Annotated in this window: 4 protein-coding genes; 2 read left to right on the top strand and 2 right to left on the bottom strand. The window is 45.7% G+C overall.

The window, feature by feature from the left end:
- Together G3O08_RS17645 and G3O08_RS17640 are read right to left on the bottom strand one after the other, a co-directional pair.
- On the bottom strand, positions 1-829 hold an 829-nt coding region (locus G3O08_RS17645), incomplete at its 3' end, for a GEVED domain-containing protein (protein WP_239541333.1).
- A 976-nt stretch (positions 830-1,805) separates the two neighbouring features.
- A complete protein-coding gene (locus tag G3O08_RS17640; RefSeq protein ID WP_163286782.1) occupies positions 1,806-15,839 on the bottom strand; it encodes a CARDB domain-containing protein in 14,034 nt (4,677 codons plus the stop codon).
- Positions 15,840-16,465: 626 nt separating this feature from the next.
- Here G3O08_RS17640 and G3O08_RS17635 point away from each other — a divergent pair.
- Both G3O08_RS17635 and G3O08_RS17630 read left to right on the top strand, forming a co-directional pair.
- Positions 16,466-16,990: a T9SS type A sorting domain-containing protein gene (locus tag G3O08_RS17635; RefSeq protein ID WP_163286781.1), complete on the top strand. Its 525-nt coding sequence runs from the start codon at positions 16,466-16,468 to the stop codon at positions 16,988-16,990.
- A 93-nt stretch (positions 16,991-17,083) separates the two neighbouring features.
- The gene (locus G3O08_RS17630) at positions 17,084-19,720 is read left to right on the top strand and encodes a tail fiber domain-containing protein (protein ID WP_163286780.1); all 2,637 of its coding nucleotides are present in this window, start codon (positions 17,084-17,086) and stop codon (positions 19,718-19,720) included.
- The last annotated feature ends 53 nt before the right edge of the window (positions 19,721-19,773 follow it).

Here is a 19,773-nt window from a genome sequence, read left to right as displayed (position 1 = left end):
CGCATGGTTCGTCATTTTCTGCAGGACAAATTTCTTGTGCAAAGTTTCTGGTGAGGTTACAGATAGGGTTTGATCCTTCTATAGAAGCAGAAACAGTAACACCGAAAGGAATATTGTTTAATATATTAACAGTTTGACCTTGAAGCGCAAAAATAAGTGTAACCGGATTAACGGGTACAGCATCAGATCGCGTTAGGTAAACAGTAATAAAAGTGCTTGTTCCGAAATCGGTAAGAAGAGCAGTTACATCGTAGTTGTCAGCTTCACAGTCATTAACTACTGTATAAGTGAAGTTTGGAGGAGTACATACGCCAGATTGAACATTAATTGTATAATCTTCAACCTCATCATATGGAAAAGATCCACATGGAGTAAAAGTAGGATTGGTACCAAACCTTAATTGAACTCTCATTCTTGTTTCTCCTGGAACTGCGTCCACAGGAACTTCTACTTGCGTTGTGAGTACACAACCTTCAGTATTACACGTTGCAGTGGTGTAAAATTCAGATGGATCAAAAACTTCATTTTGATTCCAATCGATCCATAGCCCAGCCTTCTCGGTATAATTAAAACCTCCAAAAGAGACTGTTGTAGAAAAAGTATAGGTTGCTCCGGGAACGACAGTTCCGGAAATAGCAGTGAAATCGGAATAAAGTGAGGCTTCACTGTCGTAGTCAATTCCTGCGAATGTGACATTGGTCATCCAGGCGTCATCAATGTCAGTTGCCGTAGATGTGCAATACTGAGCATTAACACCCGTAGATGCGGTTAGAATTAGAAAAACCAAGACGCAACACGCTTTGGTAAATTCAGTAAATGATTTTTTCATAGTAATAATGATTGGTTTAATTGATTAATTAATTATTGGATAGATAGTGAAGGCGTTTCATAAGCACTAAAAACAACCCACAACTTGCCATAAAAGTACTAAATAATACGACCAAGCCAAGTTTATTTAGGATAAAAACTTTCTTAGACGGTTTTTATTTTGAAGTAGTTATTTTTTTAATATGTTATCATTCAGATTTTTAAATAGTTAAATAATCCTTCATGTATATCTTACAACTCACGTTAATTTGAAAATGGATATTGCCTAATTGGAATTTTTTAACTTTTCGTTGTCGGAGTGATCCTTTTGATTTATGATTTATGATTTCAGATTATTCCAGGGTCAATTTCAAACCTTTTTTAAAGCGAAGCCTATAATTCATATTTGAAAAGCTTTTTCTTTTATAGTTAGATTCATCTACTCCCACTGGTCATGAAATCGGCTAAGTTGTGTATTTCGACTACGCATTTCGACTACGCTCAAGACCACTCAACGACCACTCAATGACCACTCAATGACCACATCAGTGGCGAATGAAAATGGGAGCCACAGATGCACAGATAAGGTTACCCGGGGGATACCCTTATATACGCACTCCCAACGGAGCATGGTGAATAATAACAATATGTTAATCAATCTTTGGAAAATTCCACAGCAGCGCAGATGCTGCGGAGCGAGGCATGTGCGGCGACAGCATTTTTCGCGAAGGATGGAGCCATTGCCTACGGAGCCGCTGCGTGCAACGGCTTTACAAGGAAGGTGCTTCATTGATTATGTGGAGGATGTGCGACGAAGTAATCCTTAGCAAAAAAAAACCCTTCCTGTCTCGTGTGACTGGAAGGGTTTAGTTGGTGATTGTTTCTGATTGGTTATCTTATAAGCTAATCTTATTCAAGTTGCTTGCCTGATGCGGGAATACCTTTGTGCTTACAACGCAAGTGCGCGTGCTCAAAGCAATTCGATCAGGATGATCGCACTATCGAGCGATCATAAACTTCTCGATTACGGTTTCTTTAGTTGTAGTCATTTTATATATATAAATGCCATTTGGCAAGTAGCTGCCGTTGAAGTCGAGACGGTATTCCTGGCCTTGTTGTGCTTCCTGATTAAACAAGGTAGTAACATTCCTTCCGCTCATGTCATACACTTCTACAAGTGTGCGACCTGTTTCGGCAGTAATAAATACCACTTGCGAAAGCCCTGAAGTAGGGTTGGGGAAAGCAGTAAGTTCACTTTGTAGTTCGCTCTGGAATGGATTTGATACAGGATTTGGTTCTTCTAAACCGTCAATACATCCAGATGCCATGTCACCATTAATAAAGGTGAAAGGGTTGCCACCCAACATAGCAGGGAAAGTGCTGATCGTAGATCCATCAGTAGCGCTGATTTCAACAAACGCATTCTGTGCTGCACTTGAAGTAACCAGGTTACCCGCATTTGGCGAAGGAGCCATACCATTTACACCACCCGGAATGCTTCCAAGTAGAATAGCATTGCCGAAAGGTACTACTTCATACAGCTCACTCACTGAGCGTCGTGCAAGAAACAGTGTACCATCCAGGAATGTTAGATCACCACCAAACACGGGAGCATTTGCATAGTAAGATGCAATACCGGTTGTAAGGTTAATGGATGCAATAACATCTGAATTGGCATCTCCAACATAGAGTTGTCCGTCAGCAGCGTTATAAGCTACAGCTGTAAGCTCGTCAATGCCTCCAAGGATTGGAAGATCACCCTGGTAAGTATCAGTACCTACATTGTAAATTCGGATTATGCTACCGTTTTTGTTTACAAAGTACATCAACTCATCAGCAGAATTGTATCCAATATGTGCTTCAAAGTCAACATTGGTTACATAGGTTAGGTTTGCGTTACCTCCTGCGAAATCAACTGTGTATAGGTCTGAACCATCTATATCAGGTCCGTGGTTTACATAGAAAGTAGCGTAATTCTCACACTCATCTGATGGAGTACCTGTATTACATCCAGAAGCTAAATCGCCGTCGCGGAGTGTATAAGGATCACCATCAAGCTCAAGCATATAAGAACCTGCATTTGTGCCATTTGAATTGTACAGCTCAAGACTCATCAAGCCTTGTGCTGACAAGAGAAGTTGGTCGCCATCTGTGGCAGCTAAACCTGTAACTTTTATCGGAACATTTCCGAGCAGTACATCTGGAACCGGTGCAGGATACACTTCGTAAAGTCCATTACCGCTACGTGTACTCATGTAAAGCATACCGTCAGAAGTAAATGCAAGGTCACCACCTGTAACCGGAGAATACGTATCGTAGCTTGATACCACGTTTGTACTCACATTTACAGAGAAGATTGCATTTTGATTCTGGCTACCAAACAATAGTTTACCGTTTGGAGCAATTACTGCAGCAGTAATCTCACCGTAATCGGCACCAAGCATTACTGTTGGTCCCCACACTCCACTAAGTGGATTGAGTGTACGGTATGAGTTTTCGTGCTTGCTTACAGCATAGATCAAGTTGTTTGTTGCACTAAATGCAATGTGAACTTCTATGTCGCTTGTAGCGATGTAAACCATTGTAGCTACACCACCGCTCAGAGTTACTCCGTAGATAGTTGAGATGCCATCGGCAGCAGCATGATCTGCAAGGTAATAAGTGAAGTTTTCGCAATCTGGTGCTGTAACACACTCACAGTTGGTGTTGATCGCACCTATAGATCCATCGGCAAGTTCACAGGCATCGCCAAAATTGGATTCCAGTTCCGGGCAGTCATAACCAATACAGTAATGACCTATGACCAATAAGGAATTAGAAAGGTCGTAGCAGCCGGAAAGGTTAGAAACGTTTACTGTTTCACCGCCTTCAAAGAGCTCACCAAGTTCTAATACATTGCTGCTGTCCATATCGAAGCTAAGGAGCCAGATAAAGCTTTCACCTTCTCCAAAATTGTGGAAGTCGATTGCTTCGAGTGCTTCTTCGGTTAAGGGCAGAGCGATGAAGTCTCCGATATTGTTTGTAACCACCCATGCCGATTCGACAGCGTCAGATGGTGGAGATGTAATAGAGACAGTAACGAGACCCAATTCGTCTGTTTCGAGGCATTGGGTAATGGAGGTAGAGCCGTCTTCGAATTCTATTGATCCACCGTCGGCAAGACATGTTGGTATAGAGATTCCCATACATTCACAGTCTGCATTGATCATGTCGTTGTCAGTATCGGGATTTCCGTCGTCGCAGCTGTCGCCGATATTGGCTTCTAGGGCGGGACAGTCGTATATGATGGTTCCCATACATTCACAGTCTGCATTGATCATGTCATTATTAGTCTCCGGATTTCCATCGTCGCAGCTATCGCCAACATTGGCATCCAGATCGGGACATTCAACTCCGATGCAGTAATGAGTCAACACCAATAAGGAATCAGAAAGGTCGTAACAGCCGGTTAATTCAGAGGCGTTAACAGTAGATCCGGCATCAAATAATGCAGCAAGATCAAGCACATTGCTATTGTCCATATCGAAGCTTAGCAGCCAGATCAGATTTTGATCCTCACCATAAGTCAGGAAGTCAATTTCCTCCAGAGCTTCTTGGGTCATTGGCAGAGCCACGAGGTCGCCATTTAGATTTGTTACTACCCAGGCAGCGTCAAGATCTTCTGTAGGCTGACTGATAATTGCTACATCTACTGTTCCATCCAGATCAGTTTCAAGACATAAGGTAATGTCCTGAGAGCCATCTTCAAATAGAATGCTTCCACCATCGGCGAGACATACCGGGATAGTTGTTCCGATACATTCACAATCAGCATTGATCATGTCGTTGTCAGTATCAGGGTTTCCATCATCGCAGCTGTCGCCGATATTGGCATCAAGCGCAGGACAGTCAAACACAACTTCGCAGGCATCCTGGCTAAGGGCTCCATTTGGCAGGAAGTAATTCCATGGGCCAAAGGTTCCGTTTATGTCTGATGCAGAAGCGTCGCCGCTATATTGGTAGGCAGGCCATCCGTTGATGAGCAGCATACCATCAGCATTTGTGGTAAGCGTAGCAGAAACGGCAGGGTCAATATTCAGACCGCCTTCTATAATTACGTAAGGCCAGGTTGTTCCATTGTAAACAGGTATTCCGTTACCATTGTCGGGCATAAAGCCATAGATCGTGCGGGTATCGGCAGTAGCAGTTCCTCCATTATTATCTCCCGCAAGGGCACCGGTAATTTGTATAACCTGTCCACCGCAATCAAGGGTAAGCAATGTAATAGTTGCTTCGGGCACACAATTACAATCGTTATTATAGACTCCTGAAGTTCCATCGTCGGTGTGGCAATCAGTTCCCGGTAGGGCAGCACCGCCAAATACTCCTTCACAATCTGTTTCACATTCAGTAAGGGTTGAGCCTGTGAGAATTACCAGACTACAATCAGTACTTTCGGTAAAGGATACATTATAAATTACAGCGCCGGATGTGATAGGCACGGTAAAGCTCTGCGGGCTACTTGTAATGCCATAGTCTGTTCCGTTTACAGTTATAAATCCTGCATCGGGGGCATTTTGGTAGGCAACAACGAGGGTGGTATTGTAAACACCGGTTTCGGGGTTGCAATTGGGGATGTTAAAGCTTACAGCAGAAATATTGCACACGGGCACTACACAGTCCGGATTTTCGGAAATTGTTGCAGTGGCATTGGCTTCCTGTCCTTCGCTGTCGGTAACAGTTACCGAGTAAGTTCCTGCGGCTGCCTGGAGTGTTGATCCAATATATCCGTTGCTCCAGCTGTAAGTATAAGGTGCAGTTCCGTTAGATGCATTCGCCGCAAGGCTACCCAAATTCTGACCAATACAGCTTGGTGTAGCTATAATTGACACATCGAAATTGCTCAATGGGGCAGATGCAAAATTGTCTGTATAGTCAAATTCAATTTCAGAGGCATTTACTATTTCGCCAAGCAAGTTGGTATTGTTGTCTAAGACCATCCACGGAAGTGAAATGTCCTGACTGCCTCCGGCGACAACCGATATTGGAATGTTTCCAATCTGAACAGTATCGCCTGCATTTGAGATGTAAGAGAAGAGCACATCGGCATCCACATCAATATCTCCATTGTTTCCAATGGTGGCATCGATATCAATTCCATCACCAATAATCGGCGAAGAATCTGAAGGGATAAATACCTCAAAGAAGAGATTGGCGGCAGAGCCAACTATCAATGCTCTGGTGGCTTCATTGTTCAATTCATTGAGCTCTTGTATTTCATTGTCAGAATCTATAATGGCTCTGATGATGTGTGCTCCTGCCAAGTCGGTAGAATAGGGCACCGGAATAGCGATTGTTGTATTCTGGCCGGTAATAAGTCCGGGCACATTATCAACTATACTAAACGGTACTTCATCAACGAGAACCGATAATTTCATCTGGTCGTCTATATTTGATACGCCTATATTTTCGTAGGTAATATCAAAGAATACCGACTGGCCTGGCTCGGGGTTGAGCAGGGTTGGGTTAATAAACTGCGATAAGATTCGCATGTCGGGGAAGCTTGCTACCTGCACTTCTCGTACCAGCACGTTGTTGCCTTCATTACACTCCGGGTATTCATTGTCGGGATCGGCAGTCATTGTGAAGGTGTAGGTACCAATTTCATTGAAAATAAATGAAGTGGGCAGTGATGCGACATAGGGGCATCCGCAGTTTTGCTCTACGTTAGCCACTGTGGCATTGCCTAGCAGGGCAGTACCACTTATTCCAGGGCCGCTCACTTCAAAGCGCACTTTTACTTCAGATGCTTTGTAAAGGAATCTGGCTTGCAAGCCGACAGATATGTAGGCGGATTGGTTTTCGTAATAAGTCGTATTCCAAAAATTGTATCCACATTTTGGTACCGGTGCATATTCCCAGCAGAGCGAGTCGGTAGCAGAGTTGTTGTTTTCATTAAACTCATCAATCAGATCGGCGGGATCAACATAAGCGGTTAGAGTTGCTGTGCCCGAAGTTACCGCAGGTGCTTCGGTAGTCATTACCACTGTTTCGCCGGGAGCGATATCGTTGGCATATTGAAGGGCATAGACTTCACCGTTTGACACTGTAAATTCAAAATCAACCGGCCCTGTTGCAATCGCGTTTCCGTTATTTTTAACCCGTGCTGTATAGGTTGCAGTACCGGGAATTTCAAGATCGGCCGGGTCAACATCGAGCTGGTTGCAGGAAAGCACAATCAGATCTGGTTTACACGGAACAATATTGATACCGTAATTGCCTATGTTGTTGGTTTCCGAAATTTCCGTAACGATACCCAGCGGCATAGGAATATCGCAGGTAACGGTAAAGGTATAGCTGCCGAGATTTTCATAAACGTAAGGTACCGATACCGATGTAGCCTGGCCTGCGTTGAGGTTGGCAATGGTCTGTGTATAGGTTTCTGAAAGTACTCCCTGATAAAATACATTAACTGTATAGTCAAACTCACCGGTTGGCACATAACCAATGTTCTTGATTGTAAAGGACGGGAACGGGAGATTTGAGCAAATATATGCGCTTCCTATTGGGCCAGATATCGGTGTAATATCGGGTAGAGGCGGCACGACAGAAACGCTTCTACAGCCCAGGTTGTTGTTTTCATTCGACTCTGCTACCAGAAAGTCAGCATCAGCGTAACCGCAAATGGTGTAAATTCCGGCAGAATTAAACTGGATGTCAGAAAAGTTGTAGGTAAATGATTCGCCAGGATCGAGTGGCGGAACCATAACATCCCCAATTAAAGGAATGCCTCCGGTTTGAGTGGCATCGAGCAGTGTTTGAATTTCGACAGATGCGCAACCGATATTGGTAACGGTTATCGTTCCGTCAATTGACTCTCCAATAAAAATCTGGTAGTCGCTTAGGGTTACAACGGTTCTCAAATCGGGAAGACATGGCGGAGTAAGCAGTTCCCAGTTTACTGTAAACTGGCCTGTAAGGGTATAGTCGGTTATTTCTCCTGATGCGCTGTAAGTGCCGGGGGTATTTCCGCCGTAGAGCGTTACAGAGAAGTAGCCGTTAGAGTTGGTATTTCCCACCACTGTGCCACCTGTCATTGGGTTTACGATAGAAACTGTTGCTCCGGCCACACTTGAATCTTGTAGTGGTACGGCTGTGTCAGTGTAGTAAGCGTATCCGGATACGTGCACTGCAGCATTCGTCGAAGCGAACTGAATAGCAGGGCTTATTACGGGATAGATCACTATAGCACCGGGCACATTGTAGTCACCGTTTGTGAATGGTCGCATAGCGCGGTTGTCGAGCTCATTCGATTCATCGATTACATTGGTATAGTCCACAAATACTTCCATGGGGTTCCATGACGGTTCGGCAGGCGTAATGATATTCCAAACTACGCTAGTAGATTGGTGTCCTTCCAGATAGCTTACCGTAAGATCGGGATAAACAGTAGCCGGTTCGTATTGATTTACCAGATGCACCACAAAGTTTTCAGCGGGTAGGTCTGATGTATTTCGAATAGTAGCAGTAATTTGAAGTGGCGATGATACATCGGGATTCGGGTTGTCGAACACAATGTCATCGGCAAATATTTCAAGGTCTGGTTCGATAAGCACATTCGGATAGTCGAATGGGCCGATTTGGGTAATGCATCCACTGGTTTGCACCTGAATGCGTGCTTCCCAATTTGAACCTGAGGGCAATTCATTGATTGAACCCACATAGACTTTTCCGTCTGTGGTATTCATGTCGTTTTGATCGGCCGGTGAAAGCAGAATTGCACGGTCATTGGCATTGTTAAACTGGCCGTTGCCTTCAAAGTCGAGCAATACCCTTGGGAATCCCAGTGGTGGAATTGCACCTGTAGCATCGGTATAAACGATGGCGAAGTTGAAGGTTGTATTGGGGCTTCCCTGAAGGGGCGTCATAAACGCATTTTCAAAGCCGGCAGTACCCAGGAAGGTAAGTGACTGATCGCCGGGATTCACGTCGGGATCATTGTCGTCGCAATCACCGTTAGCAGGGGCGTATCCAACAGGTTGGTTGCATGATGCTATAATATCATCATCCGTTCCGTATCCGTCGTCATCATTGTCAATATACCAGTTAGAGGCGAGCCCGACGTTGTCGTCTAATGGGTCGCAATCGGCAGCATTGGCTATTCCATCGCCGTCTATATCCGGATCGCAGGCATCGCCAACACCATCTCCATCCAGGTCTTCCTGTCCGTTGTTGGCAAGGCCGGTACAATTGTCTATATCGTCGCAAACGCCGTCATTGTCGGCATCTGCCACACCACCGCCAAGGTCACCGTTACAATCGGGTAGAAGGCACTGGCAGTCAACGACCGTTCCTCCTATTCCGCAGGCATCGCCGTTGTTAAGACCGAGGTCGGGACAGTCCACGCCGGGGTTGCAAGAGGGGGCATCTCCCGAAAGGGTGACAGCGCATAAATCGCTTTGAATCGTAATGCTCCAGCAGCCATCGCCTTCATTTGCGGTAAGCAGAATAGCGCCAGAATTGTTTGTCGCCGGATTGCTTCCGGCCACTGTAATGGTCGTGTTCGCGCAAGCGCCACCGCCAACTGTAATGACGGCAGTGGGGTCTATACCGAGATATGGAATAGAAACAGTGTAATTATCATCGCCGGCGGTATTGGCCTGACAAGCGGTAACGGGGCTTAAGAATGTAAGATTGCAAGCTTCGACACATTCGCAATTAACGACGGTGCCGTTTATTCCGCAATCGTCGCCATTTTCAAGATTGGCAAGAAGGGGGCAAGGGTCGTTGTCGTCGCAAATTCCATCGTTATCGCTATCGCCACCCAGGTCGATACATGGGTCAATGCCTGCTACGAGTTCTATTGTATTGGTGGTAATCTGGCATCCATTGGCATCGGTGAGAACGATGTAGTAAGAGCCGGCAAGGCGGTTAAGAATGGTAGCCGTGCTGGAAGTAGCTGTTTGATAAAAGCTTGCTCCATCATTCATATAAATAAGCATAGAGTAATTTGCCACACCTCCCGAAATGGAGACGGTGAACGATCCATCATTTACTCCCGGGGCAGATGGGTTTTGTGCCACTGCTATCGTTGCCGATAAAACTTCAGGCTCTACGAGAACGTACGGGCCGGCGGTATAAACGGCACCAGAAAAATCTGTTACCGTTACATTGTAAGTTCCGGGGCCGAGGTTGTTTTCGATATTGCCCGCATTTTGGGAGCCGATGCTACCTGTTCTATCATAGGTATCGTCATCGCTGTCGAGCACGTAATCGTAAGGCGCGAGTCCATTGGTAACCTGAACGCGCAGGCGCCCGTCGTTGTCGCCATTACAAGTAATGTTGTCCCATAGCGTAAGAGCCACGGTAGAGAGCACGTAATTGTTTATTTGTTTGCTGACATTGGCAGTACAGCCATTTGCATCGATAATTTCAAAGTTATAATTTCCTGCACTGAGATCTTCGATAAGAGCTGAATTTGTAGCTGTAGAGCCGGCTGTTTCGCTTCCTCCATCTACAGTGTAGGTATAATTGAAAGGAGCTACACCGCCTGTAATATTGAGGGTGACAGATGCCTCATTGCCATCAACTGTAATGACAGGCGTGGTAATGGTAGCGCTAACTGCAAATGCAGGCGTAGGTTGGGTAAGCGCCAGATTTGCGACTGCTATTCCACCTCCATCATCTTCCACGTTTAGGGTATAGTTTCCTGCGGGAAGATTTGATTCAGTGGCTGTTGACCCGGCAATAGCGCCAGTGCGGCTTAGCGAGGCAGTGTTGGTAAGTGTGTAAGAGTAAGGAGCGGTTCCACCTGAAACGGTGATTTCAAGCTCACCTGTAGATTGTCCATTACAGGCAATGTCAAATCCGTTTATATCGGTAGTTGATGCCATGGAAGCGGCAAAGGTAGATGTGCCCGGTGGAGGAATATTCCAGCTGGCGAGATAAGAATGGCTGTGGTTTTCTCCGATGGTTGTAAACTGACCACCTACGTATAGGGTTTCATCAATATACTTTACACCCTGGCCGGTAGAATTTAGAGATGGTGCAAAGTCAAAAATATTTTCACCCGAGTTTTTGTCGATAAGTACAAGCCGATTTGCTGTATTTCCATCCAAGGTAGTAAAGCTTCCAGTTGCGAAGAGGTAATTTTCATCAATGTCTATATCTTCTACGGTGCTGTTGAGAGCGGGTGCCCAGCTGTTAGCTGATCCGTCGGCAATACTGAGCGCAGCGATTCTTAGGCGTGCCTGTCCGCCTATAGTAGAGAAAGAACCACCGGCATATAGCAGGTTTCCGTCAAATTGGAGGGTATTCACTGTGCTGTTTGCGGAAGGGTTAAAGGTGGTGAGCAATCCGGTGGAAAGATCAACGGCTCCAATTCGGTTTCGGGTTTCGCCCAGCAGTTGGGTAAAGCTACCACCGAGATAGAGCAGGCCATTACCCAATTCAAGATCCTCAATCGCTGAGTTTGAAGTAACTTCAAGTGGCAGGATGCTATTTGTTAATGCATTCCAAGCTCCAAAATTACCGCGTGCTGATCCAGACACAGCTGAAAAAGAACCAGAAAAATAGACATTGTCTCCATTGGTTTCTATAGCGCTCACATAGCTGCCCGTAATGTTTGGATTAAATGTGGTAAGGCTTCCAGTGGCGGTAGAGAAGGATGCTATGCGGTTGCGCGATTCTCCGCTTACCTGGTTGAAGAAGCCACCTATATAAACAGCGTCTGTCGAAGCGTCTACGGAAAATACAGTGGAATTTACATTGGCATTAAAATCGGCAAGGGGTTCGTTTGTTGCCAGTGAAATGGCTGCAAAGTTTTGCCGTGAAAGAGTTTGTGTTCGGGTAAAGCTTCCTCCGAATGAGATGTTTGATCCATCGCCTGCTATTGAATTTACAGTGCTGTTAAATCCCGGGTTAAAGGCATTTAGCGATCCGTCTAATAGGTTTATAGACGCACCTCGCAAGCGCGGTTCGCCATTAACGGCAGTAAAAATTCCAACGGCGTAGAGTCCGTCACCGACAATGTCAAGGTCGAATATGGCATTGTTAAAGTTATGGGTAAGCGGGTTAAGCGCTCCTGTAGTTTTATTGATAGAGGCAAATCTTTGGCGCGTTTCGCCTCCCACCTGACTGAAATAGCCACCTAAGTACAGATTATCGCCTTGTACAACCAAGGCTTCAACGGTGCTGTTGATGCCTGAAAAGAAGATGTTTGGCAATCCGGTGGTGAGATCAACGCCCATTACGTAAGAGCTGCTGAGTACATTTGAGGCGCTAAAGCTTCCGCCAATAAGTATTCTGTCGCTGTTAACTTCTATATCATTTACGGTAGAATTCACCCCCGGATTAAAATCTTCCAGCACATCTGTTGTGAGATTGTAGGATACAATTCTCGATCTGTCGGTTCCGTTTATTAGTGTAAATGATCCGCCAAGGTAGAGTTTGTTGTCATAAATGTCTATGGCATTGATGGTTGAATTTGCAGAAATGCTGAGATTGGTAACAGCATTGGTATTCAGATCAAATTCTGCAAATCGCGCTCTACTCTCCCCGTCGAAGGTGGTAAAGCTGCCGCCAGCGTAAAGGGTAGTGCCATTTTTGTGCAATACATTTACGGTTGAATTGATATTGCCATCAGTAAGTTGGTCTAATTCGGGCAAATCGAGTTGGCGAACGGCGATGTAGCGGTTGTCTTTATAATGTGACCAGGAGAAGCTTCCGCCAATCAAAATATCAGAACCGTTTATGGCAATCGTTTCTATAGTTGAGTTCGGTGCGGGGTTCCAATCGGTTAGTGCTCCGGTGGTTACGCTAAGCGCGGCGGCACGCGACCGTGATATGGTATTAATTTCACTAAATGAGCCACCCAGGTATAGTGTGTTCCCGTCCAGCGACATTGTGTTTACTGTTGAGTTTACCGACGGGTTAAGCGAGGTGAGTGCTCCGTCAGAAATATTTACTGCAGCAACGCGCTGCCTTGAGGTGCTGTTTACAGATGTAAAGCTACCCGAGAAGTAGAGTACACCGTTGTCGATAAGGATATCATGGACGGTAGAATTTACGTTGGCAATACTTGTGGGTGGATCAGTGAGGTCGGTGTTATTATAGGATGCCAGCCTTTGAGCTACAATTTCGTTGACAATAGAAAAGCTACCTCCAGCAATCAAATCCGTACCGAGATAATGCAGGGCATGTATTGTGCTGTTAAAATTTATGTTTCTTCCGGTGCCATTTCCTGTGGCAATATTTACCTCTGCAAAGCGCAGGCGGTCTTCGCCATTCACCTGTGTAAACGAACCGCCGATGGCAATAATTCCGCTGCCGTTTAAGGCGATTGCCTCTACGGTGCTGTTTGCATCAATTGTAAGTGCGTTAAGCGCTCCGGTATTTATATTTAGGGAAGCAAAGCGTGTTCTGGCTGTACCGTCTATTTGTGTAAAGCTTCCGCCAATGTATAGCGTAGATCCGGAGATCAGCAAGTCGTTTACAGTGCTGTTTACCGATGGGTTAAAAGTGGTAATGGCTCCGGTTGTTGCGTTTATGCCAGCGAGCCTGTTTGCCGTAAGGCCACCGATGGTAGAAAAGGAACCTCCGGCAAAAATTGTTGTGCCGTCAGTTTCCAAATCATGTACTGTTGAGTTGGCGTCGGGATTCCACGCTTGTAGCACTCCTGCCGGATTCATAGCTGCAAGGCGGTTTCGCGTTGTGGCGTTTACTTCGGTAAATGAACCGGAGAAATAAATAAGCCCCCCGGCTATTTTTATTGAATTTACTGTAGAGTTGATGCTGGGCGCAAAAGTTTCGTCGGCAACGCCTGTACTTGCGTTTAGTTTTGCCAGACGGGCAATCGCCACACCATTTATAGTCGTAAATGAGCCACCCAAGTATAGGTCAGACCCGTTTAGCGCCAGGGTTTCTACTGTTGAGTTAATATTCACGGTTGCAAAACCGGGATCTACCGTACCATCGGCCAGGTAGTGGGCAACGCGGCTGGCTGTTGTTCCGTCAATAGAAGAGAAAGACCCGGCAATGTAATATCCGCCTGATCCGTCGCTGATTATTTCGTTAACGGTAGAGTTTGGGTCGGAGTCTACAAAGTCGGGAATATTGCTTCCAGCCTCAAAGCGCGCCAGGTAACTCGTTTCGTATCCAAATGATGAAAATGACCCGCCAACGTATGCTGTGTTTCCGTCTGTTTCGATGGTGTTAACAGTAGAATTAGGCGAAAGAGATTGAAGCGGTTGACCGTCTGTTTTGTTTAGTGCAGCAAAATAGCGGACATTGTTATTGCCGTTTACTTCTGAGAAGCTCCCACCAATAAGTACTTTATCGGATGTAGTTCTAACGGCATTTACTGTTGAGTTGGGATTTGCCGACCACGAATTATCGAGCGCTCCTGTAGTTTTGTTAATACGGGCTATCCGGTTAGCCGTTTCGCTATTTATGGTGGTAAAGCTTCCGCCAATGTATAGGTTGTTTCCATCTATGTGGAGTGCATTTACCGTAGAGTTAGCGCTAAATACAAAGGTGGGATCTACCGAGTTGTCGGCAAGAATATGTGCAACCCTTTGAGCCGATACTCCGCCCACATTGGTAAAAGATCCTGCTATATACCATCCGCCGTTTCCGTCGGGTATTGCGCTGTGTATAGTGCTGTTGGATGTTGGGAAATCATATTGTGGAATATCATTGTCGGGAGCGAGCAATTGCATGTATGGCTGGTTGTAGCCTGAATTGCTAAAGCTACCGGCCATGAATAGATTGTTTCCATCTATTTCAAAATCATTGACAGTGGAGTTGGGCGATTCTGTTTGAATTGTTTCGGCGGTAATTTTATCGATGGCTGCATAATACTGGGTATTTGAAAAACCGTTTACTACAGAGAATGATCCGCCAAGGTGTACGGTGTTGCCGGTTACGGCAATGGCATTAACAGTGCTATTCAGGGCGGGCAGCCAGGTGTTGTCCAAGGCGCCGGTAGTGGGGTTTAGGCGTGCTACACGGGTTACACTTTCGCCATTTACCTGAGTAAAAGACCCTCCTATATATAGTTCTGTGGCACCAATGAGGGCAATGGTGTGTACAGTAGAGTTTATGGTTACTGCAAAGTCGTTATCAACGGTACCGTCGGAAAGGATATGGGTCAATCGGCTTTGGGCTTGGCCATTAATTTGGGTGAACGACCCGCCCACGTAATACCCCCCGTTTCCATCGGGTTCTATTACTTCTATTGTAGAGTTGGCATCGGGGAAATTCTGATCGGGAAAGATGTCATCTTCATCAAATGAAAGCAGGTGAGATTTGTAAGAACCGGCTTGGTTAAACGATCCGGATAGGTATAGGTTGTTTCCGTCGGCTACCATATCAGATACAGTGCTATTTACCGAAAAGGACGTAACGGGAAGTGCAGTATTGATATCAAACTGGGCGTAGTATTGCTGATCGCCAGATCCGGCTATATTATTAAATGATCCGCCAACGTGCACCAGATCTCCTGAGGCAAATACTGTTTCAACGGTTCCATTAAGTATTCCGGGAAGCCATGAATTGTCAATAGCTCCGGTATTTTTATTTACGCGAATGAGTCGGTTTACGTCTATCGAATTGGCATTGGTAAAATAGCCCCCCACGTATAGATCGTCTCCGATAAGTGTAAGTGCGAGCACCGCATTGTTAAGGGTTAGGTTAAAGTCGGGATCGAGGGTATTGTTATTTAGAATATGAGCAATTCTCAAAGCCGGCTGTCCGTTTATTTGCGAGAATGAGCCGCCTATATACCAACCACCGTTTCCGTCAGAGATAGAAACTTCTATGGTACTGTTTGGTTGTAGAAGATCAAATTCGGGTCTGTCTTCCCCTTCCGGGAATATTGTAAAGTAGTTTGTTTCGAAACCGATTTGAGAGAAGGATCCTCCTATATAGAGGTTATCTCCGTCGTGATCGAGATCATAAACGACACCATTTGTCGAGAAGGTTGCGGGCTTAAGATTTTGTGCATTGATGTTGAACCCGATGCACAATGCCAGGAGTGAGTAGAGGTATTTCATTGGTAGGATAGATTGGTTAAAGTAAAAGTATATAATTATTTTCAAGAAATAATATTCAATGGGCAAAATTATTTATTAGTCGGGATAATTTTATGTTTGGTCGTGATTTTTTGTATAGCGAATTGTAGTTAGATAATGTGCGGATGGGAGAGATTGATGTGCTGATGTGCTGATGCGATGCATTACTTGCTTCGCTGCATTTCGACTGCGCTCAATGACCACCTGAGAGCGTTTCACTAAGTTGATGGGAGTCGAAATGTGCTGATGGGAGAATTTTGTGGGGAGATTGATGTGCTGATTTGCTGATGTGCTGATGTACTGATTTGCTGATGGGAGAGTTTGGTGGAGAGATTGATGTGCTGATACTGGTTGTAGTGATGATCAAAGCCACTATGTTCCATGGTCGGATGTGAGCCATTGTGTGCACTGGGTGGCTTTTTTGAATTGTGCTCCATACCGGGGATTCAATGAAGCGGATAATTAATTCACGTCGGGATAATAATTTGGGTAACTATAAAATAGTCATTTAGTGGGTATAATGATAAACTGGTCGATGATAATAGTACATTTATCTGAAAATATGCCTTTTGTACTGTTGGTGGTGCACGGGTAAAATCTCTGGTATTATGAAAAAAAGCTTTGCAATTATATCTGTGGTTCTTCTTTGTTTGGGTGCGTCGGTCATGTCAGCATTCGGCCAAACATATGTGCCCGCTACGCTGAATGTTGCCGGTGGGAGCAATGTCATTTCAGGGCAGGTCTTTGAATATTCTATTGGCGAAATGACGCTTGTTCATACGGCGACTGCCCCTAATATCATCGTTACCCAGGGGGTGTTGCAGCCGGGCGATATCGGGACAGGAATTACTGACCGTGAATTGGCCGACAGCCAAATAAAGGTGTATCCAAATCCGGTTGACGATGTGGTGAATGTGGAGATGAATTTGCCTTCGGGTGGATCGCTGCAATTGCTGATTTATGATCTTTCCGGGAAATTGGTGGAGCAAAAAGCTGTAGCTGCGATTGGCGGGAAAGAATCCACTCGTTTTTCGCTGGTACATCTGGCAGCGGGCAGCTACGTGCTTAAAGCAGTTTTTGAAACGGGAGCTGAATCTTTTTACCGGAACTTCAAATTAGTGAAAATGAACTAAGTGCTGTAATGACCGGGCTGTGCCCGCCAAAACTTAAAACTCTAAACAGAATTATAATCCATTTATCGGAAATCCTCTCAAACAACCAAAATCATGAAAATCCAAATCATTCTTGTACTCACCAGTATTTTGCTGGCATTAAACCTAAGCGGTCAGGCTCCGGAGAAATTTAACTATCAGGGTGTAGCCCGTAATAGTGCAGGTGCCCCATTGGCAAATGAGCAGTTGGGGTTGCAGATAAGTATTCTTGACGGCGACAACGCTGAATATATTGAAACACATACTATTACCACCAATTCGTTTGGTCTATACACGCTTGCCATTGGTGGCGGAACGCCGGTAGAAGGGAGCATGAGTGATGTGACCTGGAGTGCTGGAAACAAATCTATAAAAGTAGAGATTGACCCGGATGGTGGGAGCAATTACAGCGATTTGGGTACAACAGAGCTACTAAGTGTGCCTTATGCCTTGTATGCAGTGGAAAGCGCTACAGGGGTGGCAGGTCCTCAAGGCCCGCCCGGCCCGCCCGGTTCGCAGGGAGCGACGGGTCCTCAGGGTGCGACAGGTTCGACGGGTGCTATTGGGCCGCAGGGAAATACGGGTCCGCAGGGTGCTACAGGTTCTCAAGGTGCTACAGGCGCTATGGGCCCGGCTGGTCCGCAGGGAGCTACGGGTGCCACGGGTGCTATTGGGCCGCAGGGAAATACGGGGCCGCAGGGAGCTACCGGTGCAATGGGTCCTCAGGGTGCTACAGGTGCTACAGGAGCAACAGGTCCGGTAGGGCCTGCCGGAACTATAAATGGGGTTTCGGCAGGTGGCGATCTTTCGGGCACCTATCCCAATCCCAGCATTGGAAGCAATAAAGTTACGACTACTAAAATTTTGAATGGAGCAGTAACGGGAACCAAAATTAGTTCAATGGGTGCTACACAAGGTCAGGTATTATCCTATAATGGATCGACTTGGGCGCCTACTTCTGCTGCGACAGGTGCGACAGGTTCGGCAGGTGGCGATCTTTCGGGAACTTATCCCAATCCCACAATTGGAAGCAATAAAGTTACGACTACTAAAATTTTGAATGGAGCAGTAACGGGAACCAAAATTAGTTCAATGGGTGCTACACAAGGTCAGGTATTATCCTATAATGGGTCAAGTTGGGCGCCTACTGCCGCTGCTACGGGTCCGCAAGGTGCAACGGGCGCAACGGGTCCTGCCGGTCCGCAAGGTGCTACCGGACCAATGGGGCCTCAGGGGAATACAGGTTCGACCGGTGCCGTAGGGCCGCAGGGTGCTACCGGTGCTACAGGTCCGGTAGGGCCTGCCGGAACTATCAATGGGGTTTCGGCCGGTGGCGATCTTACGGGAACTTATCCCAATCCCACAATTGGCAACAACAAAGTTACCTCAGCTAAAATTGTGAACGGTGCTGTTACGGCAGCCAAGCTCAATAATATGGGAGCTACTCAAGGTCAGTATTTATATTTTAATGGGTCAAGTTGGGCGCCAACAACCATCACCTCGACCAGCGGTTGGGGTTTGTCAGGCAATTCAGTAAGCAGCAGCAATTTTATTGGCACCACTAATAATCAGTCGTTGCGCTTTAAGCAGAATAATCAGGATGTGGGGTTTATAAAATTGGATAATACGGCATTTGGAAAAGGATCAATGGGTCAAGTTACATCCGGAACCAAGAATGTGGCTATTGGAAGCAGCGCATTGACAGGACTTACTACAGGTAGTAATAATACAGCGGTGGGTTACGGTGCCACGGTGACCTCAGGAAGTTTAATGAATGCTACTGCTATTGGAGCATTTGCTGTTGTGTCTCAAAGCAATTCTTTGATTCTTGGAAGTGTAGGAGGTGATTCATTGTCACCAACAAATGTAGGCATTGGTACCTCAGCACCATCGGAAAGACTTCATGTTAAGGGTAACGGTTACTTTGAGGGTGGATTAGAGATTAAGAAAAATAGTGGTGTATGGTTTCCTCAACTTACTTTAAGAGATTATAGCAGTGGTCTTAGCCGAATCAGCTTTAAAAATGCCAATGCGGGTCAATGGATCATTGCAGGTGGATCTAATACGACGGCACAGAGCTCGCTTTTTAATATCGCTTACGGCTCAACGGATTTCGTGGCTACCAATATTCTACAGGTGGCGGGTCATGGTAAGGTGGGAATTAATTTCGATCCTTCGGTTGGTAGCGGTGTGAGTTATGGAGGATTAATTGTGGATGGACCCGGGGCATCAGATAATCTAACTTTGATGGCTACAGGTACGAATCGTTACAGTTATTGGGCTACAGATACCCAGTTGAGACTATATTACAATGGCTCGCTGATCGGTAATTTCAACTCGGCAACAGGCGCTTATTCGGCTACTTCAGATAGAAGCCTAAAGGAAAATATTCAACCCGTTGGCAACTTGCTCAATAAGGTGAAAGAGGTTCAAATTGTAAATTATGATTTTAAACGAGACCCGGCAAAAGCGCCTCAGATCGGTTATATAGCCCAGGAACTGGAAAAACAATTTCCGGAGTTTGTAACAGCTCCTGAGCCAGATAGTGAGCGGGAAATGTTTTACACCGTAAATTATGCAGGCATGAGTGCAGTGGCAATCAAGGCTATTCAGGAGCAGCAGGTGATTATTGAAAATCAAGCTGTGGAAATTGAAGCGCTGAAGGAGTTGATTTTTAAAATTGGAGAGCGGGTTGAGAAACTGGAAGAGTAGGGTTGGGGGGGGTGAATTTTGAATTTTGAATTTTGAATTTTGAATTACGAGGG

The organism is Cryomorpha ignava (assembly GCF_010686655.1).
GTDB lineage: Bacteria > Bacteroidota > Bacteroidia > Flavobacteriales_D > Cryomorphaceae > Cryomorpha > Cryomorpha ignava.
This window is presented reverse-complemented; position numbering and strand designations above follow the sequence as displayed.